We start from the raw sequence: 24,944 nt of genomic DNA, 5'->3' as shown, positions 1-24,944 counted from the left end.
CCCGACCCTGATACCGGCACATCGCCATAGCCCCTCAACGGGGCAAACTCCACGAAATTCACGTCAGTGTACCCGCGCCACACCTCCGGACGGCGGGGGACGAAGCGTCTCGCGATCACATCGTTCAGGTGGCCTTGCAGACGTCGCGGTCGGCTCGGATCTCTCCGGTGATCTTGGGGATGGCGGAGCCGGCGCCCTTGAACTTGACGCCGTCCTTGCCGATCACCAGGTAGACGAGGCCGGGGCGGGCGGAGGGGCCCGCGGTGGGCTTGGGGCCCGGGACGGTGCCGGCGAGGACCTCGGCGGCCGGGCGGGCGCCGGTGCCGTAGAGGATCTGCGTCTTGGACGCGGCGGCCTTGAGGGAGCCGACCTTGGTCACCTGGTAGCCCTCTCTCTTGAGCCGGTCGGCGGTGCGGGCGGCGAGGCCGTCGACCTTGGTCGTGTTGTAGATGACGACCTTGACGTCCTTGGGCTTGGGCTTGGGGGTGGTCGTGCCGGCCTGTTCGGGCTTGGAGCTGGACGAGGGCTTGGGGGACGCGGGCGGGAGCGAGTTGTCGGTACGGATGGCGTCGAAGAGGGACGGCGAGCGGGCCGGGTCGAAGATGACGCGGTTCTTGTCGGCGGGGTAGGCCACGACGGGAACGGTGACGAAGCGGACCTTGCCCGCGCTCATGCCCTTGAGGCTTCCGGCCAGCTGCCGCATGACCGAGACGGTGAGCCGGTCGTCCGCCTTGATCGCCTTGGTGATGGCGTCCAGGAAGCCGTAGGTCTTGCCGGGGTCGGTCAGGACGCCCTTGCTGGTGGCCTTCTTGACGACCGAGCCCATGAACGCCTGCTGGCGCTTGATCCGGGAGAGGTCCGAGCCGTCGCCGAGGCCGCCGCTGCGGGTGCGGACGTAGCCGAGCGCCTGCTCGCCCCGCACGGTCTGCCGGCCGGCCTTCAGGTCGAGGTGCGCCTTGCGGTCGTTGATCGCCTTCGGCACGCACACCTCGACGCCGTCGAGGGCGTCCACGACCCTGATGAACCCGGCCATGTCGACCTCCATGTAGTGGTCGATCTTGATCTGGGTCAGCTTCTCGATCGTCTTCCAGGTGCACACGGGCCCGGCGAGCGCGTACGCGGAGTTGAGCATGCCCAGCCGGCCCGGCACCGTGCCGCCGTCCGACTTCTCGCAGGTGGGGATCTGCACCATGGAGTCGCGCGGGAAGCTGATGCCGACCGCCTTGTCACCGCCGGGCGAGATGTGCAGGAGGATCGTGGTGTCGGAGCCGCCGCCGCCGACGCTGCCGCCCAGTTTGCGGTTCTCGCCGTCCCGGCTGTCGGAGCCCATGAGGAGGATGTTGACCGAGTTGTTCAGCTTGGCGGGCCGGGGGCCGAGGCGCCCGCCCACCTTCTCGCGTTCGATGTTGCCGTCCAGCCTGCGGTAGAAGGAGTACGCGCCGAGACTGGCGATCACCAGGATCACCGACATCACGATCGAGAGGATGCCGAGGAGACGCCAGCCGCGACCGGTACGAGGAGCGTCGTCCGGCTCCCACCGGCCTGTTCTGCGCGTTACCACGTCGTTCGTCAGCACGGTCTCACCACGGCGTCGGCTCTTAGCGGCGTACTAACATAAATCACACCAGAACCGGAAATGTCACCATGTAACCCAGACGCGCGAACCCTGGCCACGGATGACATCGCTCGGGCGGCCCGAACGGCGGTGCCCGGACGCCACTAGAGTGGCGGCAGGATGAGCACCGTCGACGCGCTGACAGATCGGGCCATGGTCATACTCCAGGACCGGCCCGTCGTCGCGCTGCACCCCTGGCTCGCCACGGCCATCGCCGAGGGCGCCGACTCCGGCCGCGTCCTCCAGCTGGTCACCCCCCTCGACACCCGGCTGTCCCTGCCGCTGCGCACGGTGGCGGCGGCCGGCGACGGCGTGCAGTGGGTGATCCGTGACGGCAGCGGCTACTACGAGGGACTGACCGGACGCCCGCTGCGGTGGTCCGGGGGCATGTTCGCGCCGGTGCCCGAGGCCCGCGACTACGCGCCGGGCTTCACCAGCCGGCCGGGCGCCCCGATCGGCTCCCAGCTCACGCTCGTCTACCGGATGCGGCACGGCACCGACGGCGTCCTCGGCGGTCCCGTCGAACGGCTGCTCCAGCTGCTGACCGGCAAGACGCCGGCGGGCTGGGGGCCGGCCGAGCCCCTCGAACACCCCTGGCAGTCCGACCGGTTCACCGAGTACGTGCGCGGCCGGTCCAGTGCCAAGCTGATCGTCGGCGGCGACGGGCCCCGCGCGGCCCAGGCGATGTGCGAGTTCTCCGCGAGCACCGGCGGCGGCATCGCCGAGGTCAGCACGGTCACGGTCGGCTACGCGCCGGAGGACCCGCCCCCACTCCAGCATTTGCCGTCCCTGGTGGGCGGCCTGGCCGCCGACCAGCCGGTCGCCTCGCTGTTCGTGCAGCTCACCCCGGGACGCGCCGACCTCACCACCGAGCCGCGCTGGACCGGTGCACCCGCCCCGGTGGCACTGGCCGTGAGCGGCAGCGTCAACGGCCCCGCCGGGATTCCCGGCCAGCAGGTCGGCCCGCCGCGCGCCCCGCTGACCCTCTTCCCGCTGGGCGACGGCCGTTCGCCCGACGGCTGGCAGCGGCATCGCCACCTCATGCAGCACCTCCAGTCCTAGGGCGCCCCGGGGGGCCGCGGCGGGGCCGCCCGGCCAAGCTGAAAGCCCGCTCGGCGAAACCTGTACGCGAAAGGGCGGAACCAATGGGGCCCGGCGCGAATCAATAACGACGACGGGGCGTGTGACCTGGAGCCGGACGTCGTCTCCAGGGATCGCATACCCGATAGCCTTGCCCGACCTTTACTCTTATTTCATGACTAACGGCCTGGAGCAGTGATGAACCCTCCTGAATGGCCTGGCCAGAACCCCCCACCCGGCCACCCGGGATACCCCCAGGGTCCAGTGCCAGGCCCGCCCCCGTACGGGCAGCCGGCCTACGGCCCTGGACCCGGCGGCTACCCGCCCCCACCGCCGCGGCCGCCGAGCGGCGGCGGCCCGCTGATCCCGCTGCTGATCATCGGTGCGGTCCTGGTCGTCATCGTCGTGGCCGCCGGTGCCTTCGTCGTGCTGAGCGCCGACGACGACGATCCTCCGGTCACCCTGCCGACCCCGACCACCGGCGTGCCCACGCCGACGACCTCGCAGTCGGCCACCACCGAGGACCTCAGCACCATCCTCAAGACCACGGTCAGCACCGCCGGCGGCACCACGTTCACACGGGCCGGCGGCATCCGGAGCGGCAGCTGCGTGGCCCGGGCCGGTGCCGAGCTGCAGCGGGCGCTGCGCACCAACTCGTGCAGCCAGGACATGCAGTCCGCGCTCTACACCAACCCGTCGCGGCAGATCGTGACCGTGGTGTCGGTGCTGCGCTTCGCCGACTCGTCCGCCGCCGCCGCGGTCAACGACGAGACCAGCGAGGGCGCCGACCCGACGCTGCTCCTGCCGCCGTCGGGCAGCGGCCTGCCGACCCTGAGCCGCAACCCCAGCTCGTGGACCCGCAGCTGGACGCGCGGCCAGTTCGTCATCTACTCGCAGGGTTACTGGGCGAGCGGCAGCGACGCCGGCGAGCGCAACGGCACCGTCTACACCACGTCCGGCGAGCTCGGCATCGAGATCGCCAACGTGATCAGCTGGTCCAACTGATCTCCCGGGCGGGCCGACCAGGCAGGCCCGGCCGATCCCACGCACCGTCACGCCATCGTCACGGGACCGTTCGTGCGGCATCCGAGCGGCGTCCGCCCTCCCGGCGGGCGCCGCTCTGGCCTTCACGCCGCGCGGATCCGACCCGGCATCGTGGGATGAACCAACAAATGGACTAGACTCAGCCGCATGACGACGGCCGACGACGCCCCGCCCGCCCGGTTGCTGGAGCTGCCCACCTGGCTGATCAGCCAGACCTCCGTGCACGCCCACCGCCTCCTCGCCGAGGCGTTCGCCGAGGCCGGCTCGCGGGGTTACCACTACCGGCTGCTGGCGGCGCTGGTGGAATACGGGCCCGCCAGCCAGGCGACGCTGGGCCGCCGCACCGGCATCGACCGCAGCGACGTCGTGGCCGCGCTCAACGACCTCGCCGACCGCGACCTGATCGAGCGTTCCCCCGACCCGTCCGACCGCCGCCGCAACATCGTCACGGTCACCTCGGCCGGACGCGAGCACTACCGCCGCCTCGACACCGGCCTCACCGGCGTTCAGGAGGAGCTGCTCGCCCCGCTCTCGGCGGCCGAACGCGAGCAGCTCGTCCAGATGCTGGCCCGCGTCCTGGAACACCACTCCGGCCGCACCCCCCGAGCGGTCTGACCGGCCGCAACCCCTGAAGGGCCTGGCGGGCCCTAGCTCTGGATGACGCCGCCGGTGTAGGAGGCGGCGCCGCCGGTCCGCTGGTCGGTCGCCTTCCAGCTGCGGACCTGGGCCTCGGGGGCGCCGTCGGGGTAGACGGTGCCGCCCACCCAGTGGACGAGGGCCTCGGCGAACTTGCGGGCCACCCGTTCGGCATCGGGGATGTCGGACACCGCGCGCACGTCGACCCACCACACCGGGGCCTGGGCGCGCGCGCCGAACTCCGGCCCGAGCAGCCGGCCGACCTCGCCCGGCACCGAGATCAGCACCGGGTCCTCGATCGAGACCAGCAGGCGGCGGTCGGCGTCGTAGAGCAGGGTCGGGTCGGGCTCGCCGCCGCGGATGTGCACCGCCTCGCCGAGCGCCACCATGCCGTCGACGACGGCGTGCACGTCGGGCTGCCGCCGGGCCAGGACGATCAGGTCGCAGCTCACCGGGCCACCCCCAGGCCGAGCGCCCGCCCGAACACCTCGTAGGCGACCCGGTCGACGGCCATGCGGGTGGACTCGCCGATCCTGCTCAGGTCGAGCGCGGCGCCCGCGGCCACGTGCCGGTCGAAGGGCACCTGCACGACCGGCAGACCCCAGGCGCCGAGCATCTGGGTCGCGCGGTCGAGGTCGGCGCCGACCTGCGGGGCGTGCATCACCATCGCGATCACCGTACGGGACATCAGCGCCTGCTGGCCGCTGTTGGCGAACCACTCCAGCGCGCCGCGGGCGCTCAGGGCCCCGTCGACCGTGCCCGGAGTGACCAGGACCAGACCGTGCGTGGTGCTCAGGATGCCGCGGTGCAGCTCGGTCAGGATGCCCGCGCCGCAGTCGATCACGGCGGTGGAGATGTAGCGCGCGAGCGTGCTCAGCGCGGACTGGAAGGTCTCCAGGTTGAACTCGCCGGCGATCCGGCCGCCGCGGGTCGACGACAACACCCACAGGCCGTCGTTGGTGCGCGTCAGGTAGCGCGAGGCCTCCTCGAAGGTGCGCGGCTGCTGCCCGGCCAGGTCGAAGAGCGACAACTCCGAACGTACGCCGAGGCGCAGCGGCAGCGACCCCAGCTCGGCGTCGGCGTCCATGGCCAGGACCCGGTCGGTGCGGTGCCGCGCCAGCTCGGTCGACAACATGGCGGCCATGGTGGTCTTGCCCGCGCCGCCGCGGACGCTGGCGACGGCCAGCTGCCGGTAGCTCGGGACGGGCCGCTGCAGCAGCTCGACGATCTCGGCCTGGGTCTTGACCCCGGCGGATCCGGAGGCGCCCACGGCCTTGCGCACGCCTCGTCCCATCCGGCGCATCAGCGGGTCGCCGTGCACGTTCTTGCGGACGAACTCGTGCGCCATCGGCACGCCGCCGGCACCGGACTGCTGGTGGCCGCCCGACAGGGACTGGCCGTGCTGGTGGGCCGACGGGTTGGGCTGGGCGGCGGCACCCGTGCCGTGCGGGTCGTAGGCGGCGTCCTGGTGGCCCTCGTCCGCCTCCTCGTCGTCCATGGCGCCGGGGGCGCCGGGGGCGCCCGGCGCCTGGCCGCTCAGGACGGGCGAGATGGCCGCGTCCCAGCTGAACTCCTCGTTGACCAGCGGAGCCGCCAGGGCCTGGTCGTCGCCTCCGAGGCCGGGCTCCTCCGCGTACAGCTGGGCGGCATGGCCCTGCGCGTGCGGCTGGGGCTCGGGCGGGACGGGCGCCGCGTGCGGCTGAGGCTGGGGCTGGACGTCGGGCGGCATCGCCGGGCCGGTGCCCTGGATCACCGCGGGCGGGGTCTCGGGCATGGCGGGGCCGGTGCCCTGGATCACGGCAGGCGGGGTCTGGGGCATGGCGGGGCCGGTGCCCTGGATCACCACCGGGGGGCTCTCCGGCAGGACCGGGCCGGTGCCCTGGATCACCGCGGGCGGGGTCTCGGGCATCGCGGGACCGGTGCCCTGGATCACGGACGGACCGTCCATCACCGGACCGGTGCCCTGGATCACGGCGGGGGCGGCCATCGGGTTGTCGGCAGGCTGCGTCGGCGGCATCGCGGACATCGGGGACGGCTCCGCCGAGGGCAGGGGCGCCGCCTCGGCACCCCAGGAACCCTCCGACGCGCCCCGTGACGTGTGCTCGAGCACCGCAAGCCCACGTTGCGACGTGCCAAGATCACGGAGTACGGCGTGCTGCCAGCTCGAGTCGGACACCTGCCTCCCTTTCCTCTCCCGCAAGACTACGAGACGCCGGGTGTCTCCGGTGGCGCCGCCGTCCCTCGCACCGCATGATTACAGCCACCTGTCTCCCGACATACCCCCTTTCCCGGGTTCTCGTTATCCTCGCTAGGCAGACCAGTTCAGACCATGAAAGGCCGGGGGATGGCCGACTTCTCAGGAGCCGAGCTCGACCGCATGCTGACCGACGCGCGCAAGACCCTCGAGTCGATGCGCAAGGGGGGCGGCGCGGACAGCTCGGCCCCGGCCTCCGGGGCCGGAGGCGCGGCCGGGCGGGACGCCGGACGGCAGGCCGGTGCCTCCCAGGGCCGGTCCCGCGACGCGGCCGGCGGTGGCGAGCCCGTCGTCGGCGTCGGCGAGGCGGCCGACGGCCGGGTGCTCGCCACGGTCGAGGCGGGCGGGCGGCTCAAGAGCGTCGAGATGGACCCGCGCGCCATGCGGCTGGCGTCGGCCGAGCTGGGCGAGCAGATCGTGGTCGCGGTCAACGCGGCGCTCGACGACCTCCGTGCCAAGGCCGCCGCGGCGGCCGCCGACCAGGCGGTCGACACCGACACGCTCGGCAAGCAGGTCGAGGACATCCAGAACCAGAGCCTCCGCCAGATGGAGCTCATCACCCAGGCGCTCAACGACACGATCACCAAGATCAGCAACCGCCGCTGAGGCCCGGGCGGAGACGACGGGTCCCCAACCTTCAGGCGTGGCTGAAACGATCGACTACGGCCGTCTGGGAGATCGCCTGCGGGAGTCGTCCGCGCGCGGCCCCGAGGCCCGCTGGGAGCTGCTCCGCGCGTTCCAGCGGGAGGGGGAATACCGGGAGGGCGGCGAGCAGGTCTGGCCGCGCGGCGCGGAGGCCGAGCCCGCCGACCAGGCCGCCGTCGAGACGCTGGTCGCGACCGACCTGCGCCACCGCGACCTGGCCGCGTCCGCACCGGCCCGCCGCACCGGCCCGTCCACCGGCTGAGCCGGGAGCGCCGGCCGGGCAGCGCCGGCCGGGCAGGGTCAGTTGGACCAGGTGTACATGTTGGTGAGCTCGGCCTGGAACCTGCGGATCAGCGTGTCGCCGAGCGTCTGCGCCGGGCCGGTGCGCGGGCCCGGGTAGCGGGCCTCGTTGTTGAACGACTGCCGGATCAGCACGTACTCGCCGACCGACGAGCTCGACCACCAGTGGCCCGGCTCGTTGCCGTAGGCGACCCGGATGACCGGCGCGGTCGACGAGCTGACGCGCCGCGCCACCCGCTGCGCCGTCGAGGAGTCGGGGAACTGGACGACGGTCATCTGCACGTACGTGAGCTTGTTGGGCCCCTGGTACATGGCCCCGTACAGCAGGCCCTTGCAGTCCTCCTGGCGGAGCAGCGTGGCCAGCCGGGACTTGAGCTTGTAGCTCGACGAGCAGCTCCTGGACCACGAGCTCGACTGGAGGTACGTGCCCTTGCTCGTCGAGACCGACCGCGCGAAGAAGGACGAGCCGACCACCGGCTTGCGGGGCGTCGTCGGGGGGGTCGGCCGCGTGGTCGGCACGGAGAACGTCGGCGTGGGGACCGAGGTCGGGAACAGCTGCCCGGACCCGGCCGTCGTGCGCCCCGGGTCGTCGTCATCGTCCCCGGTCAGCAGGATGACGCCGCCCACGCCGCAACCGCCGACGACCAGCAGGCCGACGAGCAGGATGACGATCAGGGCGGCGGGGTTGCCCTTGCTGCGGGGCGGCGGGCCGCCGGGGTACAGAGGCGCCGGCATTCCGGGCGGCGCGTGCATGCCCGGGTAGCCGTGGGAAGGGCCGCCGGGCACACCGGGCGGTGGTGGCGGGTAGGGCCCTCCAGGCGGTGGTGTGCTCAACTCGGCATCCTCATCAGGAGGCGGGGGACATGCGGGGTTTTGCTGCGCGAACAATATCGCTGTTTATTCTCCTATTCGCCCCAATTCGGTCTGTCGCCTACCATGATCGTCCACTCGACTCGGTCCAGGGGGGACGAACGTGACGGCGGACGGCTACACCATCCAGCCGGAGACCATCCGCAGCGCGGCGAGCGGTCTCTCCGACGCGGGAGACCGGCTGTCGCAGGAATGGACCACTCTGGTCTCCACCGTCGAGGGCATGGGCGCGCCCTGGGGCGGTGACGACATCGGCATGCTGATCGGCGAGTCCTACACCGCGATCCAGGCGCAGGCCGACGAGTCGTTCACCGGTGCCGCCGCGGACATGGGCGCCTTCGCCGACAAGCTGATCGCCGTGGCCGACAACTACGAGAAGGCGGAGCAGCAGATGGTCGGCGAGGTCACCTCCGTCTCCGCGGCGCTGAACGGCTGAGCGCTCCATGGGACTGCAACTTCCCGGCGAACTGATCGGGCTCCTCGGCATGCTCGGCTACACCTGGCCGGAAGCGGACGAGAGCAAGCTCTTCGAGCTCGGCGGCGCCTGGATGGCCTACGGCGGAACGGTGCAGGGCATCGTCGCCGACGCCGACACCGCCGCCCAGCAGGTCTGGAGCGGCAACAAGGGAGAGGACATCGACGCCTTCAAGGAGGCCTGGAGCGGCGAGGACGCGCCGACCGAGATGCTCCGGACCGCGGCCACCTCGTCGATGGTCGTCGGCGGCGTCTTCTTCCTCTGCGCGGGCGTCGTGCTGGCGTTGAAGATCAACGTGATCGTCCAGCTGGTCATCCTGGCGATCCAGATCGCCCAGGCCATCGCCACCGCCGCGGTCACGTTCGGCGCCTCCCTCCTCGAGATCCCCATCTTCAAAGAGATCACCGGAATGATCATCGACGTGCTCGTCGACCAGGCCATCGGGGCCCTCCTTGGCTAAGAACCGCGGCGGCAACAAGGGCAGGCGGAAGGGCGGCCAGGCGCCCGGCAGGTTCGGCCAGGCGGTCGGAGCGGAGGGATTCCCCTCCTCCGGCGGCCGGGGCGGCGGCGGAGACGGCGGGTCCGGCGGCGGCGGGGGCCGCGGCCGGGACGGCGGCCGCGGCGGGCGCGACCAGGGCCGTCAGGGCGGCGACCGGCGGGACGGGCGGCAGCCCGACGGCCGGGCCACGACCCGCGACCCCATCGACGTGATCACCGGCGAGGTCCTGCTCAGCGGCACCGACCTCCGGCTCCCCGGCGTCCTGACGTTCGCGCTGGAGCGCACGCACATCTCCAGCTACCGCGACGGCCGGCTCTTCGGCCGGACGTGGGCCTCCACGCTCGACCAGCGGCTCGAACCGCAGCCGGACGGCGTCCTCTTCCTGTCCGCGGACGCGATGATCCTCAAGTATCCGCACGCCGGGCTGCCCAACGTCCGCTTCCTGCCGGCGGAGGGGCCGCAGTGGCCGCTGGTGCTGACGTCCGACGGCGGCTACACCCTGACGGACCCGGAGACCTGCCGGATCCTGCACTTCCCGGCGCCGGGCGAGGAGCACGGCTGGTCCAGCCTGCCGCTGGTCGCGATCAGCGACCGCAACGGCAACCGGGTGGACCTGGTGTACGAGGACCGCGTCCTGGTCGAGATCCGCCACTCGGGCGGCTACCGCGTCGCCGTCGACACCGCCCCTCACGACGGCGGCGAACGGCGCGTCACCGCCCTGCGGCTGCACACCAGCGACACCGGCGGCCAGGCCGGCGGGGTCACCGTGGTCCGGTACGGGTACGACGGCGCCGGGCACCTTTCGGAGATCATCGACTCCTCCGGGCGTCCGCTCCGCCTCGGCTACGACGCGGAGGGCCGCCTCATCGGCTGGCACGACCGCAACGACCACTGGTACCGGTACGACTACGACGAGCAGGGCCGCGCGGTGCGGGCGGCCGGGTCGGACGGCATCCTCGACACCTCGCTGGTGTACGAGCCGGACGCCCACCGGACCCTGGTGTCCGACGCGCTGGGGCACGTCACGACCTACGTCTACAACGACGCGCTCCAGGTGGTGTCCCAGGTCGATCCGCTGGGCGGGACCTCGCACTTCGAGTGGGACCGGTTCGACCGGATGGTGGCGCACACCGATCCCCTGGGCCACACCACCCGTTACTCCTACGACGACGAGGGCAACCTCACCGAGCTCGTCCGTCCCGACGGCGCGCGGGCCGCGTTCGCCTATGGCGGCCCCCGCCTCCCCGTGGAGATCACCGACGCGGGCGGGAACGTCTGGCACCACGAGTACGACGAGCGCGGCAACCTCACGCGGATCCTCGACCCGGCCGGCTCCACGGTGGGCTATGCCTACGACGAGCGCGGCCATCTGGTCGCCGTCACCGACCCGCACGGGCAAACGACCCGGATGGAGGTGAACGCGGCCGGCCTCCCGGTCGCGGTCACCGACCCGCTGAACGCGGTCACGCGGTTCGCGCACGACGCGTTCGGCCGCGTCTCCTCGGTGACCGACCCGCTGGGCGGCGTGACACGGTTCGGCTGGACGCCCGAGGGCAGGCCGGCCTGGCGCGCGCTGCCGGACGAGACGGTGGAGAGCTGGTCGTACGACCCGGAGGGCAATCTCACCGAGTACGTCGACGGCGCGGGACGCGTCACGCGGACCGAGTTCACGGCGTTCGGCACGCCGGTCGCGGAGATCGGCCCGGACGGCGCGCGGCTGGAGTTCGGTCACGACGGCGAGCTGCGGCTGACGAAGGTCGTGAACCCGCAGGGCCTGACATGGACGTACGACTACGACGCGGGCGGGCGCGTCGTCGCCGAGACCGACTTCAACGGCCGGACCGTCTCCTACGCCTATGACGCGGCGGGCCTCCTCTCCGCCAGGACCAACGCGCTCGGGCAGACCGTCACGTTCACCCGCGACGTGCTCGGCCATGTCGCGGAGAAGCACGTGGACGGCGCCCGCACCGTGTTCGAACGGGACGCGTCCGGCCGCCTGCTCCGCGCCGCCAACGACGTGGCCGACCTGCGCTTCGACCGCGACCCGATGGGCCGGGTCGTCGCCGAACGTTGCAACGGCGCCGTTGTGTCGTCCGCGTACGACCGGTTCGGCCGGCGCGTCCGGCGCCGCACGCCGTCCGGCGCCGAGAGCACGTGGACCTTCGATCCGGCCGGGCAGCCCGCCGCGCTCGCCACGAGCGGCCAGACCATCACGTTCGCGCACGACGCGGCGGGCCGGGAGGTGCAGCGCCGGATCGGGCACGGCACGATCCTCGCCCAGCAGTGGGACGCGACGCACCAGCTGAGCACCCAGACCCTCTGGGGCGCCCCCGTCGCCGCACCGGCCCCGGGGGCCCAGGACGCCGGGCAGCCGCGGCTCCTCCAGCACCGTGCGTACGCCTATCGCGGCGACGGCGCGGTGACGGGCATCGCGGACCGGCTCAACGGCGACCGCCGCCTCGACGTCGACGCGGCGGGCCGGATCGTCGCGGTCCGCGCGCAGGGCTGGACCGAGCGGTACGCCTACGACCCCACCGGCAACCTCACCCACGCCGACTGGCCGGTCGTCCCGCCGGGCACGAGCGTCAACGGCCGGACGGGAACGGCGCCGCCCGCCGGGCCCGGCCCGGACGCGAACGCCGACGCGGTGGGGGCGCGCGAGCACTCCGGAACGCTGATCCGCCGGGCCGGGAACGTCCGCTACGAGCACGACGCCCAGGGCCGGATCGTGCTCCGCCAGCGGGCCCGCCCGTCGTCCACGCCGCTGAACTGGCGGTATCAGTGGGACGCCGACGACCGGCTGGTCGGCGTGGAGACGCCGGACGGCTCCCGGTGGCGCTACCGGTACGACGCGCTCGGCCGGCGCGCCTCCAAGCAGCGCCTCGCCGCCGACGGCCGGAGCGTGCTGGAACAGGTCGACTTCGCCTGGGACGACGACGTCGTCGCTGAGCAGATCCACAACGTCTGGTCGCCCGAACGGCGGGCGTGGTCGACACGCTGCACCGTCTGGGAGTACGAGCCGGAGAGCTACCGGCCCCTCGCCCAGACCGAACGTGTGCCGGCGCGCGACGCGTCCCAGCGGTGGATCGACGAACGTTTCCACGCCATCGTCACCGACCTCGTCGGAGCGCCCGCCGAACTGGTCGACGTGTCGGGCGAGGTCGTCTGGAGGTCGCGCACCACGGTGTGGGGCGCGAAGGTGCCCGCCCCGACGTCGGGCGTCGACTGCCCGCTGGGGTTCCCCGGCCAGTACCGCGACCCCGAGACCGGCCTGAGCTACAACCACCACCGCTACTACGACCCGATCTCGGCCGGATACGCCTCCGGCGACCCCATCGGCCTGGCGGGCGGTTTCAACCCGCACGCGTACGTGGCCAACCCGCTCGGCTGGATGGACCCGCTCGGGCTGCGCCCCAAGGGTCCGCCCGAGAAGTTCGAGCGGTACGGCAGCCAGGGCGAGGCGGAGGCGTCCAAGGCCGCCGGCGGCCTCGTCCCGCGCCCCGGGCACGAACGCCAGCCGAAGTGGATCGCCGACAAGGGCGTCGTCGACCCGCGCACCCTCGGCAAGCGCCAGAACTACACGCACTACATCGAGATGCACGCCGATCCGGGCACCAAGCAGTGGCTCAAGGATCAGGGGTACGAGATCAAGCCGACGAACGAGCCCGATCGTTATGCTGTTCCGGAATCAGCACGTGAGGAGTTCAACGAGCGCGTCCGCAAGGTCGAGATTAGGAGGCGGTGATCTCGATGCCGACGACGCCGAGGGAGGACTTCCTCGCCTCCCTGCTCGCCCTCGCCGACCGCTCCGGGACGTCCGCGGAGGAGCTGACCGAGGCGTTCCGGGCCGCCCTGCTCGCCTACGGCTCCGACACCGACGACAACCGCGCCGCCGCCGGGCGCCTCGCTGTCCAGGACGCCGATGGCACGACCGCGCTGGCGCTCACCCCGCCCGGCGTCCCCGTCGCCGACGTGCTCAACGCCGCCGAGGGCGGCGAGGTCCCCTCCCCTGTGCGCGAGGCCTTCCCCGAGATCGACCAGGACGGATGGGACGCCGCCCTGCGCGTCGCGACGCTGGTCATGACGGCGCTCGAGGCCCGCGGCTGAACGGCCCGGCCGGCCGGTTCCGGGGGTGTCGCGTAGATTGGGCGGGTCCGGTGATCGGCCAGCCGATGGAGGGATCGCGTTCATGAACGCCGCCCAGGGTCCTCCCGCGACCAACGCGGAGCTCAAGCGGGCCTGGAAGAAGGAGGAGAAGGCCGCGCTCGGCGAGCTCGGCTTCCGCGGCGGGCGGGGCGACCAGTCCACGATCACGCTGGGCGAGGCGGGCGACTGGACCGGGCACCTGACCGTGCCCAAGCGGTCCGGCCCGAAGGACACGCTCGTGGTCTTCCTCGACCCGATCGGCTTCTCCCTCATCCACGAGCCGGCCGAGGCGATGGTGCGCGAGCTGAGCGGCCTGGGCGAGGACGCCCCGGAGTACGTGACGGTCTCCGGTGACCGGACGAAGGTCCTCCCGGCCGAGCTGAACGACGAGCTCGGCAAGGTGCGGGTCAGCGACGCCGAGGGCATCGAGCATGCCGTGTCGCTGGTCACCACGGCCGTGCGGGACGGCATCCTGCCCTGGATGGAGGAGCGGGCCGGCACCGACGCCCTCCTGGCGCATCTCGGCGAGCCCGCGCCGTCGCCGGGGCACGAGGCCCGCCGCCTCGAACGGCTGGCGGTGGTCCAGCACCGCCTCGGGCACGACGACGAGGCCGCCGAGGCGCTGGACGCCTACAAGGAGAAGTACTGCGACACCGGCGTGGTGTCCGTCGACGAACAGCGGCGGCGTTTCGCCGCGGCGCTCGGCGAGCTCCTCAGGAACGTTCGATGAACTCCCTCGGCACGACCTCGACCGCGAAGTCGACGCCGTGCTTGCGGAAGAGCGCGGCGCCGGTCGAGAGCAGCTCCATCGCCTTGGGGTGCGAGGGCTCGTCCATGCAGACCAGCCGCACCTTGATCTCCTTGCCCGCCATCTCCGGGAAACGTTCGACCAGCTTCCCGCTCTGGATGATGTCCAGATAAGAGTTGATCTTGGCGAGCAGCTGGTCGGTCTGCCGTTCGGACATCTCGAAGGGCCGCGTCTCGACCATCACCAGCGTGTAGGAGGACCCGTCGTCGGTCGCCGTGATCTCGTCCACGGTGCCGAAGTCCTCTACGGTCAAGGTCGCCTCCAGAGTGATCAGGGAGTGGGAGCGGCCGGAGGGGTCTGTCTGTAGGTCGTCTCGACCACACGGCTGCCGCTCTGGCCCATCCAGTTGTCGAGCGCCTGCTGTTCGGCGGGCCCCGCCTTACCGTCGAGGACGTCCTGGACGGTGTGATGTTCGAGGGCGTTCTTCGTGCTGGTGGGCATGCTATCAACGTCCCACCGTTCGACCCGAACCTCCGGAATCTCCCCCGGAGTCAGGACGTGCCGCTTCGGCAGGCCCTCGTCCTTGAGCGAGCTGGAGCCCACCTCGACGTTGCCGTCGGGGATGCGCGGATAGAACTTCTTCTGCTGGTCCGTGAGCTCACCGCCGCCGGACTTGATCTCCACGCCGTTGATCTTGCCGTCCGGCATCTTGACCACGTGGTCGGCCTTGGTGACGTCCTTCCAGTCCCCGGGCTCGTGGAACCGGACCTCCTTGGCGATGACGGACTCGCCGCGCTTCTTGGCGGCCGCCTCGGAGAGGTCGTTGCCGATCTGCCCGCGCATCGCGTTCGGCAGCGGGGGGTTCTTGCCCTTCCTCTGCGGCAGGCCCTTGTACTTGTCCGGCTGCCACGGCCCCTGACCGGGGAACCCGCCGGTGCCGTTGACGAGCTTGACGAGCTTTCCCGCGCCGGGGATGTTCTTCCCGCGGGTCGCACCGCCGCGGCCAGGTCCTCTAGTCACCGAGAAGGACTCCGATCGCCTGGTCGATGAGGATGTCGATGATCACGCCAGCGATCGTCTTGAAGATCGGGATCTGGGCGAGCGAGGCCCCGAAGGTGACCACGGCGGTCGCGATCGCCTGGGCGATCTGGATGGCCAGCATGATCAGCTGGATGATCACGTTGATCTTCAGCATCAGCACCACGCCGGCCGCGATGAACAGGCCGACGCCCATGGCCATGCAGCTGATCGAGGCGGTCTGGATGTTCTGCGGCGCGGCGTCCTCGCCGGTCCACGCCTCGCGGAACGCGTCGAAGTCCTCGCCCTTGTTGCCGGTCCACACCTGCTGGGCCGCGGTGTCGGCGTCCTGCGCGATCGACTGGAGGGTGCCGCCGAACTGCGTCCACGTGGTGCCGAGCTCGAACAGCTTGGTCTCGTCCGCCTCGGGCCAGGTGTACCCCAGCATGCTCAGGAGGCTGATCAGCTCGCCGGGCAGTTGCAGGCCCATCAGAGAACGTCGCCGATCCGGTTCACGTACAGCAGGTTGGCGTCTTCCATCTGGTCGTAGCCGTCGGCGACCTGCCCCACCTGCTCCGCGCGCCCCATGATCTCCGAGGCGTTGTCGGTGAAGCACTCCACCGCGGCCTCGAAGACGGCCCCGTGCGCCAGGCCGATGATCATTCCGATGTCGTCGCCGCCCCAGGGTTCGCCGAAGCCGGCGACCTCCGCCTGGAACTGCTTCGCGGCGTCCGCGAGGCGGTCGGCGATCGACTTGAGCTCCAGGCCCGACGAGCGCACCCGGTCGGGAGAGACCTCGAATCCGGCCCCGGTCATCGGTCCGCCCCGAGTGAGAAGTGCGCCAAGTCCCCGACCCTCCGAGATTCACAGACGTCCCGGAGGAGATCATAACTGGACAAACGCCACAAAGGTCAGCACGGCACGTTCTGGCCGGACCCGGTTACGACGGCCCGCACGCCTGGACGAGGCCGGCGCGCCTGGACGACCACCGGCACGCCTGCCGGACCCTGCCGAGATGGCACCCTCCGCGCCCCTCAGGGCCCGTCCGGCCGCTTCCGATGGGGCATGACAGACACAAGCCGGGCATGGGGGACAAAACGGCCTGACGGGACGTCTGACGCCCGGACGGAAGCGGCATCAGGAAGTGGCCGCTCTCGTCCGGGCGTCAGGTGTGGTCGTCAGGTGATGGGTGCCGCGTACGAGGGGTGCCGCGTACGGGGCGTCAGCCGCCGGAGTTGGCCTGCTTCACGCAGGCGGCCGAGTCGGCGTTCGCCTTGTTGGCGTCCGTCACGTTCTTGGGGGCCACGCCGAAGTCACCCGGCTTGGGGTCGTCGACCTGGTAGCCCTTGGCGCGCATGCACTTGGCGACCTTGGTCAGCGTCTGGAGGGACTTCTTCTGCGCCGGCGTGAGGTTGCCGGTGCCCTGGCCGCTCCCGGTGCCGTTGCCCGCACCGGTGCCGGAGCCCGGAGCCTGGTTGCCCGGCGTGATGACCGCCGGAGCACTCGGCGAGGCCGAGGGGGAACCCGAGGCGCCGCCCGCCTTACCGCCCGCCGCGCCGTCCTTGTCGTCACCACCGCACGCGCTGACGCTCAGCGCGAGCGCCAGGATCGCCGCAGGCATGACCAGCAACTTCTTCAACGCACTGCCTCTCTGGGGAGCTTGTCCTCTGACGGGTCCTGCATGCTAGCCAGCACCACGCACGGTTGGCGCGTGATGTCCCACATGTCGCGTTGGCCGTAGTCGGCCCCGGCGTCCCCTCCGGTCAGCGGCGGTAGCCGGGCGGAGGGCCCTGCTGACCGGGCGGGCCCTGCGGAGGCGTGGGGTAGCCGCCGCCCTGACCACCCTGCGGGGGCCTCGGGTATCCGCCACTCTGACCAGGGCCGCCCTGGGGGGCTCCGGCGCCCCAGCCCGGCGGCGGGCCGCCGGCCTGCTGCCCGGGGCCTCCGCCGTAACCGCCACCGCCGTACCCGCCGCCACCGGACGGCGGGCGACCGCCGCCGCTCTTGCGCTTGACGACGAACAGGATGATCACGGCGACCAGCACGACGGCGAGGATGGCGCCCACGGCGATGACCAGCGTGATGATGCTGTTACGGTCATCGTTGTTCTGCGTCTCGGCGACGGGCGCCGAGGAGCCGCCCGCCTGGCCGCCCGCTCCCTGCGTCTTGGCCCACTGGTCGTACTTGTCGAACACCGGGTTCGGCGCGCTCTTCGGCACGGTGGCGGTCAGCGCCCGCTCCGGGATGACGACGCCGGCGCCGGTCATGTTGTCCTTGCCGGGAGGACCGGCGTCGACGGCCGAGGCGATGATGCGCTGCACGACCTCGCGGTTGGACATCTGCGGGTTCTTCGAGCGCACCAGCGCGGCGACCCCGGACGTCAGCGCCGCCGCCTGGCTGGTGCCGATCACGTTCCCGACCAGGGCGCCGTTGCGGCCGACGCTCGTGACGGGCGCGCCGGGGGCCGCCACCGCGACGTACGGCTGGCGCTGCGTCCCGACCCAGGCGTTCTTCTTGTTGTCGACCGCGCCGACCGCCAGCACTCCGGCGCAGTTGGCCGGGTTGTTGGAGGGGTTGGCGGCGTTGCCCTGGTTGCCCGCCGAGACGACGACGACGACGTCCTTCTGGATCGCGTGACCGACGGCCTGCTGGAGGTCAGGCTGGCAACCGCCCCGCGCGGGGAAACCCTGGGAGATGCTGACGACCTTGGCACCGTTGTCCGCCGCGTGCCGGATGGCCTTCGCGATGGTCGGGGGGCTCTTGGCGGTCAACGGCATGATCTTGGACTGCGGCGCGACGCCGACGAACCCCGTCCGCCCGCCCTGGCTCGCGATCAGCGCCGCCATGCCCGTGCCGTGACCGCCGGTCGCGGTGTCGGTGTCGGTGCGCCCGCCGCCTGAGCCGCCCTCGAGGTCGGCACCGGGAACGACGGCACCCTGGAACTCGGGCAGTGACGCGTTCACACCGGTGTCGATGACGGCGACGGTGACGCCCGCCCCCTGGCTCACCGGCCAGACCTTCTTCTGGATCTCCCAAGCGGAGAACCACCACTGTTCACTCCGCGGGCCTGGGACCGCCCCGGCGGGAGTGGCGACCGTCAGGGCGAGCATCGAGCCCGCCCCGGCCGCGGCCAGGAAACGTGTCATCCGTCGCACAACTACCTCACTTACGCGAAAGCGGCGTGAACGGCCCGGAGCATACCGGGCCGTTCACGCCGCCTAGTCCTTCTTCACGGAAACCGCGATGTGGATCAGCCGATCACCGGGGGCGCGGCGTCGCCGTCGCTACCGCCCCAGATGTCCTCGTCTTCGGTGAGCCAGGTGGAGCGCTCGTTCTCGCCCTCACCGGCACCGCCGCGGCCACCGGCACCGCCCATCGGCATGCCCATGCCACCGGCGCCCGCGCGGCCGCCACCGGCGCGCATGCCGCCCATGCCGAGCCCGCGGCCCTTGCCGGCTCCGGCACCGCGCCCGCCGCCGGCCATTCCGGCACCGGGCATGCCGCCCATGGCGCCCATGCCGCCACCGCCGGCGCCACCACCGGGGATACCGCCGCCGGCGCCGCCACCGCCGATGCCACCGCGACCGAACGGGTCACCGGAACCCGGGAGGTTCGCGCCACCGCCGGAGAGGCCGCCACCGCCGCCGACACCGGCGAGGTCGCTACCGCCGCCACCGCCCGGGATGCCACCGCCGCCACCGGGAATGCCGCTACCGCCACCGGGGATACCGCTGCCCCCACCGGGAATGCCGCCACCCCCACCGGGGATACCGCCACCGGGGATACCGCCGCCACCACCGGGAATGCCGCCCCCACCGGGGATACCGCCGCCGCCGCCGGGGATGCCGCCACCGCCGCCGCCGGGGATGCCGCCACCGGGGATGCCACCGCCGGTGTTGGGCGGAGGCTGCTGCCACTCGGTGCCGCCGCCGTACGGGAGGTCGGTGGTGACCTCCTTCGGCATCCAGGAGTTGTTGGTGTTGATGGTGCTGTCCTGGAGCTTCCTCATGTGCTCCTTGGCGAGTTCCTTCTCCTCGCTGTCCCACCATCCGGTCAGGTCGCCGACGACGTCGGCGACCTTCTTGCCGCCGACGGCCAGCACACCACCGGCGGGGCCGGCGATGGTCGCGCCCGCCGCGAAGACCGTGGCGTCGGTGTAGGTGAAGCCGGGAATCACGCCGCCACCGGGAGCGGTGCTCTGGAACTCGATCTGCCGGTTGGCGTGAAGGTCGAGCGCCCTGCCCGCCTCGCCCAGCTTCGCGTCCATCTCCTTGGAGGTGGCGTTGAGCCGCTGCATCTGCTTCTGCGCGGCGGCGGCGTCCTCACCCTTCCAGACCTTGGACAGCGCGTCGGCCCGGGAGCGCAGAAGACCCGCGGTGTGCTCGAACTTGGCTGCCGCATCGGTGTACGCCTGGCCGGCGTCCTTCACCTTCTGCGGCTGCATGCTCTCGAGGATCTGCTTCATCTCGTCGAGGCCGCCGTCCCACTCACCCGGCGGGGAGGCCTCGACGCGCAGAGCGGTGGTCTGCGGCCTGCTATCGGTCATTGCTCTGTTCTCACTTCCTCAGTGCCACGAACGAATGCTGTTGACGGCCTAGGTGTACGACTGGGTGTTGCTGGTCGTCGGCTGGGAACTGGAGTTGCCGCCGGTGGACACGCCGTTGGCGGTCGCCGCGTTGTTGGTCTCCATGTCCTTGTAGCCCTTCACCGCGTTCTCGAGGGCCGTGATGATCTGGTCGTAACTGTTGAGGAAGGCGTTGTACTGAGCGGCGGCCTGGTTGTACGTGGCCTGCGTGCTCGCCTGAAGGCTCTGGGCCGCGGGGTAGTTGCCCAGGTGCGCGGTGTTGATGTTGCCTCGGGACTGGATGTCGCTGACGGTGCCCGTGCCGTTGGCGTAGCCGTCGTAGTCGGCACGGAGTTCCTTCAGGATGCGCTCGACTTCGTCCTTGTCGATGTCGACGTCCTTGGTCGCCTCGAGTCCGGGCCAAGAGGGGTCCAGGTAGAAGCCGGCATAGCCGCCCCCGCCGCCGCTATCCAAAACCATGTCAGTCAGCCTCCTGCGGGCTGATCCGCGCCCGCTCCTATTTTCTTGCCTTCGTTATCCAGAGGGTCGTCCGCCGATCCCGGGACGACCCTGAACCGGCTCCCCGGCCCGGCGACCGGGCCGGGGAGCCGGGAACGGCTTCGTCAGCCGCCGATCATCTGGGTGTTGGCCCGCATGGTCGACTGGCCGGTCTCCGACGAGGAGTTGATGACCGTGCCGAGCGCGTTCATCACGCGGCCGATGTCCGCCGCCGAAGCCTCCCACTGACGCTTGGCGTCCATGTAGGCGGACTTGGCGTCGTCCTCCCACTGCCCGAGCTTCTGCTCGACGGCCTTCTCCAGGTCGTCGAGCTCCGACTGCATGGCGGTGTACTTCTGCTGGAACGCGGCGTATGCCTGCTGCATAGCGCCGAAGTTCATCGAGCTGTAGCTCATGGGTTCCTCCGTAGCCTCGGGTCGCTTGTCTCAGCCGGCCGTCAGCCGTTGAGCAGGGAGTTGAGCCGGTTGACGTCTTCGGTCTGCTGCTGCTCGCTGGCCTCGTAGTTGATCTTGGCCTGGGAGAGCTTCTCGTGCAGCGTCTCCAGAGCCTGGATCACCTTGGACAGCTCGCCGTCGAACTCGGTGTAGACCTTGGTGAAGGCGCTGGAGGCCTCACCGACCCACTGACCCTGCAGCTGCTGCTGCTCAGAGGCGAGGTCGCCCTTGATCTTGTGAAGGTCCTGCGCCGCAGACTCGACCCGCTGGGCCGCCTGAGCCATTTCTGCTCTGTCGACCGCTGACCTTTGACTCATCAGTCACCCTTCCCAGTGTGTCTCGGTTGTCTTAGATGCGGCGCGGGCCCCGTTGGTTGCCGAGCTGATCAAGAATCTTCGGGAGCCACACCCTGCCCGGCGTGCCCGGCAGACAACTCTGCCAAGCCTTTACCAGACTAGGGCAACGTCCGCATCACTGTCGATCTACCTCGTGCAATGCTCCGCCACCACGAACCAACCGGTGGCCGGAACGTTACAAAGAGAGGTCGAACCACTCAGGCCCACATGCCGGTGTTGGCACCCTCGGCCTTCTTGTAGTTGTCATGTGCCGCACGGATGGCTTTGGAGAACTCCTCCACCGCCTTGGCCGCCTCGCGGGCCGCCTTGTCCCACTTGGCCTGCTGCTCGAAGTAGGCGTCGCGCGCGTCGTCCTCCCACCGGGAGAGCCCGCTCTGCAGGTCGGCTTCCAGGGAGTCCAGCAGGGAGGTCAGCTCCTTGTGCTTGCTCTTGAAGAGAGCCTCCGCCTGCTGCATCGACGCGTACGTCGTGCTGAACGCCTGACCCACGCTCCTCCACCTCCGTCAATGTCAAGCCCTGTGGAACACGGCTGGCAACTTACCAAGCCACCCCGGGACGAGTCTGATCTTTTACCTACTTACCGGCGAACACACGACGACCAGCCTGTTTCCGGTCATACCGGTTCCGACCTCGACAGGCGACGCGACCTGCGACGCGGCACACCGTGCCTGCCGCATCCGGCCACGCCCTCATCCGGACATCCCGGCCGCCGGTCTCGATGCCCGGCGAGCGCGTGATCTCCATGATCTTCCTGGCTCTGACGCCATCGTCCCCCGGACGGTTCCGGAAAAGATCGCCGATCTTCGGAGCTGGCGAGTTTCAGCCACGTCGCGCCCGGCCGAACGCACGCACGCCGGCTAGCCACCGTTGCCCTGCGTGTTGATCTGCGGCGGGTTGTTGGGATCGAGGAGCGCCAGCGCCGGCCCCTCCGGCAGCAGGCGCAGGAGCTGCGTCGGCACCGGCTCGACGTCGCTGCTGCTGTCCTGCGAGATGGTGTAGCCGAGCGCCTTGGCGGCGTCGGCGTTCTTCACCGCGTACTTGCGGCCGGAGTCCGACACGAAGTAGTAGCTGCTGATCGCCTTCGCGTCACCGGTCAGCACGCCCGCGAGCACGGCGCTGCCGGGCGGGAGCACGACGTTGTCGACGCCGCCGCTGCCCTGGGTGGTGGGGAGCGGCAGGTCGGTGCCGCCGCCGACGGTCAGCTGCGGCTTGCCCATGCCGCTGCCGAGATCCGTGTAGACCACGCAGAGCGCTTCCTTCGGGTCGTACCGGACGGGCTGGAGCTGCTTGTCCGGCAGTCCGGTCGCCGCGATCGTCGTCTGGGACGCGTTGGCCGTGATGGCCGAGGGCGCCACCGTGGTGCCCTGCGGCATGTTGCCGTACTGCGGCATCGACTGGATCAGTTGCGCCTGGACCTTGGTGATCGAGGCGAAGCCGTCGGGCAGCACGGTGTAGTAGCGGTCGTTGCCCTGGTCGTGCACGACCTGACCCTGCCGCCCCGAGAAGCCCTGCAGCGTGACCGCCTTGCCGAAGCCGTTGAGGACCTCCTTGGGTGGACCGAACTCGGGCCCCTCGGGCATCGCGTTGACGAAGACCGGGGAGACGGGCACCGGCACGGTGTTGCCGAGCACGGTCCGGCCGCCCTGGCTGACCTTCAGCCGCTGGTTGTTGTAGACGAGCCAGTCGGAGCCCGCCGAGCTGACGACCACCGCGGCGCTGGCGTCCAGCGCGCGGCCGCCCACGTTCTTGCCGCCGACCAGCGACACGAACGACTGGACCTGGCCGGTCTGGCCGGTGCCGGTGCGCACGCACACCGACCACGGGCCGCCCACCAGGCGCTTGCGCTCGGGGATGCTGTCGGGCGCGCCGGCGATGCCGATCACCGGGCCGCGCGGGAACTTCGACAGCGACTTGGACGACACCGACTTCTGCTTGCCCTGGCCGCCGACCGCCAGCTTGGCGGAGGCGTAGTTGGCCACCGGGCACAGGGCCTTGTCCTTCTGTCCCTTGGGCGTGCACCAGACGTACCGGGTGCCGGTCTGCTTCTCGATGAGAAGCATCTGCGGGTCGTCCAGCCCCTTGCCACCGCCGCCCATGAGCAGGCCGGCGATGCCGAAGCCGGCCGCCACCAGCACTCCGGCCATGATTCCCGAGAACAGGCCCACGTTGAGCCGCTTGAGCGGCTGCTCCGGGTTGTCCGGCTCGCCCAGGATGAGCGCCTGCGAGGCGCGCTGCGTCATCAGCCGGTGCGCCTGCAGCAGATCGCGTTTGGTCTGCATCTACCCCTGCTCCTCGTTCGGCCTCGACTCGGATCTCACGGGTCAGCCGGCGAGGCCGCGGACCCAGTCGAAGACGCCGCTGACTCCCAGCGCGAGCGGGATCAGCGCGACCACGAGCATGATCTCGATGATGTCGCCGGCCCGGCCCCAGAACGGGGTGAGCCGGTTCTTGGGCAGCCACATGCCGACGCCGACCGCGATGCCTGACACCACCAGGGTCGGGGCCAGCACGCCGGCCAGCAGGACGACCTCGGACTCGGTCAGGAACGCGGTGCCGACCGCCAGGACCGCCAGGACGGTGACGCCGGGGACGAGCATCCAGAGCTTCTGCGCCCGGCCGCGGAACATCCGGGCCCGCAGCAGCATGGCGAGCGCGACCACGACGGCCATCGCCGGGGCGACCCAGCCGTCCTGGAGCGCCAGCGGCAGCGAGGCGCCGAGGGCCACCATGCCCATGCCGGACACGCCGCCGGTGACGAAGCGGTCGGCGGAGGCCGAGCGGGCGAGCACCTGCTGGCCGTCCACCATCAGGGTGTCGCGGCGCAGGTCCTCGGCACTGCTGGGAACGGGGGGCAGCGTGACCCGGGCGAGCTTGAACGCGATGGCCGGCAGCAGCGGCGTCAGCGCCAGCGCCACCGCGACCGTGATCGCGGCCACACCGGCGGAGTCGAAGTCGAAGACCAGCGCGAGCCCGGTGGTGATCGCACCGAGCAGCGCGGCGATCGCGGTGCCGTAGAAGACCGGCATGCCGTCGGCGATCGCGAAGGCGCAGATCGTGGCCGCCAGCACCGCGGCGCCGAACCCCGCCGTCAGGTGCAGCGCGTCCAGCTTGGACAGCGGGTCGTCGCCGGCCGGGGCCAGGATGCCCGCGACGAACGCGTACGGGATCGCTCCATAACCGAGCACCGCGCCCGCGCCAGCGTCGCCCGCCGCACGCGAGAGCGCGATCGCGGCGATGATCAGCAACAGCGCGATGCCGCCCGCGACGGCGGCGGGCACGATCCAGCCGGGGCCGGTCAGGAGCAGCGTGACCAGGCCGACGCCGAGCCCGGTCGCGCCCCAGCCCAGGGCGAACGTGCGCGCGGACTCGGGCCGCCACCGGCCGGGCCGGTCGTTGACCGCGGTCGCGACGACGTCGGGGACGTCGTCGAACGCGAGGTCGGGCATCTGGGCCATCCGCGGCCGCAGGTAGATGAGGTCACCGTCGCGCAGCCCGGCCTGGCCAGGTGTGGCCGACGGCTCGAACGGCGCCTGGTCGAGCTTCTGCAGGACCCACCCGCCGTGCGCGAGTCCGGCGTCGGCCAGGTCCTGGCCGGCGTAACGCAGCATCGTGGGGTAGAGCTCGGCGAACGTGGCGTCCGCAGGAACGGCGATGTCGACTCGCCGTTTCGGTCCGACGACCGTGATCCTGCAGATGTCGGCTCCAGGGGGCGCGCTCACGACTTCCTCGCAGTTGTCCGGGA

The 24,944-nt window shown here is 71.3% G+C and carries 27 protein-coding genes; 10 read left to right on the top strand and 17 right to left on the bottom strand.

Annotation, left to right across the window (positions count from 1 at the left end):
• Nucleotides 1-124: 124 nt before the first annotated feature.
• Nucleotides 125-1,576: an LCP family protein gene (locus tag ABZ810_RS03595; protein WP_358398670.1), complete on the bottom strand. Its 1,452-nt coding sequence runs from the start codon at nucleotides 1,574-1,576 to the stop codon at nucleotides 125-127.
• Between the two features lie 159 nt (nucleotides 1,577-1,735).
• On the opposite strand from ABZ810_RS03595, the gene ABZ810_RS03590 reads away from it, so the two are divergent.
• The 3 genes from ABZ810_RS03590 (at nucleotide 1,736) to ABZ810_RS03580 (ending at nucleotide 4,354) form a co-directional block, all read left to right on the top strand.
• Nucleotides 1,736-2,677, top strand: a complete 942-nt coding sequence (locus tag ABZ810_RS03590) for a DUF6177 family protein (protein ID WP_358398667.1) — start codon at nucleotides 1,736-1,738, stop codon at nucleotides 2,675-2,677.
• 282 nt (nucleotides 2,678-2,959) lie between these two features.
• Complete coding sequence (locus tag ABZ810_RS03585; protein ID WP_358398665.1) at nucleotides 2,960-3,700, top strand: hypothetical protein; 741 nt, start codon at nucleotides 2,960-2,962, stop codon at nucleotides 3,698-3,700.
• Between the two features lie 186 nt (nucleotides 3,701-3,886).
• The gene (locus ABZ810_RS03580; RefSeq protein ID WP_358398662.1) at nucleotides 3,887-4,354 is read left to right on the top strand and encodes a MarR family transcriptional regulator; all 468 of its coding nucleotides are present in this window, start codon (nucleotides 3,887-3,889) and stop codon (nucleotides 4,352-4,354) included.
• Between the two features lie 32 nt (nucleotides 4,355-4,386).
• On the opposite strand, the gene ABZ810_RS03575 is transcribed toward ABZ810_RS03580, so the two are convergent.
• Nucleotides 4,387-4,827 carry a hypothetical protein gene (locus ABZ810_RS03575; RefSeq protein ID WP_358398660.1) on the bottom strand — a complete coding sequence of 147 codons (441 nt, stop codon included), beginning with the start codon at nucleotides 4,825-4,827 and terminating at the stop codon, nucleotides 4,387-4,389.
• Nucleotides 4,824-6,401 (bottom strand): hypothetical protein, encoded by a 1,578-nt coding sequence (locus ABZ810_RS03570; RefSeq protein ID WP_358398658.1) that lies wholly within the window; start codon nucleotides 6,399-6,401, stop codon nucleotides 4,824-4,826. Before ABZ810_RS03570 ends, ABZ810_RS03575 begins: the two co-directional genes overlap by 4 nt.
• Nucleotides 6,402-6,719: 318 nt before the next feature.
• Here ABZ810_RS03570 and ABZ810_RS03565 point away from each other — a divergent pair, with 318 nt between their 5' ends.
• Nucleotides 6,720-7,235, top strand: a complete 516-nt coding sequence (locus tag ABZ810_RS03565) for a YbaB/EbfC family nucleoid-associated protein (protein ID WP_358398656.1) — start codon at nucleotides 6,720-6,722, stop codon at nucleotides 7,233-7,235.
• 37 nt (nucleotides 7,236-7,272) lie between these two features.
• Complete coding sequence (locus tag ABZ810_RS03560; protein WP_358398653.1) at nucleotides 7,273-7,536, top strand: hypothetical protein; 264 nt, start codon at nucleotides 7,273-7,275, stop codon at nucleotides 7,534-7,536.
• Between the two features lie 38 nt (nucleotides 7,537-7,574).
• Here ABZ810_RS03560 and ABZ810_RS03555 read toward each other — a convergent pair whose 3' ends face one another.
• Nucleotides 7,575-8,408 carry a hypothetical protein gene (locus ABZ810_RS03555; RefSeq protein WP_358398651.1) on the bottom strand — a complete coding sequence of 278 codons (834 nt, stop codon included), beginning with the start codon at nucleotides 8,406-8,408 and terminating at the stop codon, nucleotides 7,575-7,577.
• Nucleotides 8,409-8,547: 139 nt separating this feature from the next.
• Here ABZ810_RS03555 and ABZ810_RS03550 point away from each other — a divergent pair, with 139 nt between their 5' ends.
• The 5 genes from ABZ810_RS03550 (at nucleotide 8,548) to ABZ810_RS03530 (ending at nucleotide 14,294) form a co-directional block, all read left to right on the top strand.
• A complete protein-coding gene (locus tag ABZ810_RS03550; protein WP_358398649.1) occupies nucleotides 8,548-8,880 on the top strand; it encodes a PE domain-containing protein in 333 nt (110 codons plus the stop codon).
• Between the two features lie 7 nt (nucleotides 8,881-8,887).
• On the top strand, nucleotides 8,888-9,379 hold the full coding sequence (locus ABZ810_RS03545; RefSeq protein ID WP_358398646.1) for a hypothetical protein: 492 nt from the start codon (nucleotides 8,888-8,890) through the stop codon (nucleotides 9,377-9,379).
• Nucleotides 9,372-13,163, top strand: coding sequence for an RHS repeat-associated core domain-containing protein (locus ABZ810_RS03540; RefSeq protein WP_358398644.1), 3,792 nt, complete (start codon nucleotides 9,372-9,374; stop codon nucleotides 13,161-13,163). The genes ABZ810_RS03545 and ABZ810_RS03540 overlap by 8 nt, the downstream gene beginning before the upstream one ends.
• Nucleotides 13,164-13,168: 5 nt before the next feature.
• Entirely contained in the window at nucleotides 13,169-13,525 is a 357-nt protein-coding gene (locus ABZ810_RS03535) for a hypothetical protein (RefSeq protein ID WP_358398642.1), read from the top strand.
• Between the two features lie 82 nt (nucleotides 13,526-13,607).
• The gene (locus tag ABZ810_RS03530) at nucleotides 13,608-14,294 is read left to right on the top strand and encodes an HAD family hydrolase (RefSeq protein WP_358398640.1); all 687 of its coding nucleotides are present in this window, start codon (nucleotides 13,608-13,610) and stop codon (nucleotides 14,292-14,294) included.
• Here ABZ810_RS03530 and ABZ810_RS03525 read toward each other — a convergent pair.
• The 13 genes from ABZ810_RS03525 to eccD form a co-directional block, all read right to left on the bottom strand.
• A complete protein-coding gene (locus ABZ810_RS03525) occupies nucleotides 14,278-14,625 on the bottom strand; it encodes a DUF6572 domain-containing protein (protein ID WP_358398638.1) in 348 nt (115 codons plus the stop codon). The two genes, ABZ810_RS03530 and ABZ810_RS03525, sit on opposite strands and share 17 nt — an antisense overlap.
• Before the next feature lie 17 nt (nucleotides 14,626-14,642).
• Entirely contained in the window at nucleotides 14,643-15,332 is a 690-nt protein-coding gene (locus ABZ810_RS03520; RefSeq protein ID WP_358398636.1) for a hypothetical protein, read from the bottom strand.
• Nucleotides 15,325-15,819 carry a hypothetical protein gene (locus ABZ810_RS03515; protein ID WP_358398633.1) on the bottom strand — a complete coding sequence of 165 codons (495 nt, stop codon included), beginning with the start codon at nucleotides 15,817-15,819 and terminating at the stop codon, nucleotides 15,325-15,327. Before ABZ810_RS03515 ends, ABZ810_RS03520 begins: the two co-directional genes overlap by 8 nt.
• Nucleotides 15,819-16,145: a hypothetical protein gene (locus tag ABZ810_RS03510; protein ID WP_358398631.1), complete on the bottom strand. Its 327-nt coding sequence runs from the start codon at nucleotides 16,143-16,145 to the stop codon at nucleotides 15,819-15,821. Before ABZ810_RS03510 ends, ABZ810_RS03515 begins: the two co-directional genes overlap by 1 nt.
• A 406-nt stretch (nucleotides 16,146-16,551) precedes the next feature.
• On the bottom strand, nucleotides 16,552-16,950 hold the full coding sequence (locus ABZ810_RS03505; protein ID WP_358398629.1) for a hypothetical protein: 399 nt from the start codon (nucleotides 16,948-16,950) through the stop codon (nucleotides 16,552-16,554).
• A 142-nt stretch (nucleotides 16,951-17,092) separates the two neighbouring features.
• Nucleotides 17,093-18,475, bottom strand: a complete 1,383-nt coding sequence (locus ABZ810_RS03500; protein ID WP_358398627.1) for a S8 family serine peptidase — start codon at nucleotides 18,473-18,475, stop codon at nucleotides 17,093-17,095.
• Nucleotides 18,476-18,579: 104 nt separating this feature from the next.
• Nucleotides 18,580-19,875 carry a hypothetical protein gene (locus ABZ810_RS03495; protein WP_358398624.1) on the bottom strand — a complete coding sequence of 432 codons (1,296 nt, stop codon included), beginning with the start codon at nucleotides 19,873-19,875 and terminating at the stop codon, nucleotides 18,580-18,582.
• A gap of 48 nt (nucleotides 19,876-19,923) precedes the next feature.
• Nucleotides 19,924-20,373, bottom strand: a complete 450-nt coding sequence (locus ABZ810_RS03490; protein ID WP_358398622.1) for a DUF2563 family protein — start codon at nucleotides 20,371-20,373, stop codon at nucleotides 19,924-19,926.
• Nucleotides 20,374-20,516: 143 nt separating this feature from the next.
• Nucleotides 20,517-20,807 carry a WXG100 family type VII secretion target gene (locus ABZ810_RS03485; protein ID WP_358398620.1) on the bottom strand — a complete coding sequence of 97 codons (291 nt, stop codon included), beginning with the start codon at nucleotides 20,805-20,807 and terminating at the stop codon, nucleotides 20,517-20,519.
• A 41-nt stretch (nucleotides 20,808-20,848) separates the two neighbouring features.
• Nucleotides 20,849-21,163, bottom strand: a complete 315-nt coding sequence (locus tag ABZ810_RS03480; RefSeq protein ID WP_358398618.1) for a WXG100 family type VII secretion target — start codon at nucleotides 21,161-21,163, stop codon at nucleotides 20,849-20,851.
• Nucleotides 21,164-21,399: 236 nt separating this feature from the next.
• Nucleotides 21,400-21,690, bottom strand: a complete 291-nt coding sequence (locus tag ABZ810_RS03475) for a WXG100 family type VII secretion target (RefSeq protein WP_358398616.1) — start codon at nucleotides 21,688-21,690, stop codon at nucleotides 21,400-21,402.
• Between the two features lie 369 nt (nucleotides 21,691-22,059).
• Complete coding sequence (eccB, locus tag ABZ810_RS03470; RefSeq protein WP_358398614.1) at nucleotides 22,060-23,481, bottom strand: type VII secretion protein EccB; 1,422 nt, start codon at nucleotides 23,479-23,481, stop codon at nucleotides 22,060-22,062.
• A 42-nt stretch (nucleotides 23,482-23,523) separates the two neighbouring features.
• Nucleotides 23,524-24,921, bottom strand: coding sequence for a type VII secretion integral membrane protein EccD (gene eccD, locus ABZ810_RS03465; protein WP_358398612.1), 1,398 nt, complete (start codon nucleotides 24,919-24,921; stop codon nucleotides 23,524-23,526).
• Nucleotides 24,922-24,944 lie beyond the last annotated feature (23 nt).

It is taken from the genome of Spirillospora sp. NPDC047279 (assembly GCF_040643285.1).
Lineage (GTDB): Bacteria > Actinomycetota > Actinomycetes > Streptosporangiales > Streptosporangiaceae > Spirillospora.
The sequence above is the reverse complement of the archived record's forward strand: the minus strand, read 5'-3'. Positions and strand labels throughout refer to the sequence as shown.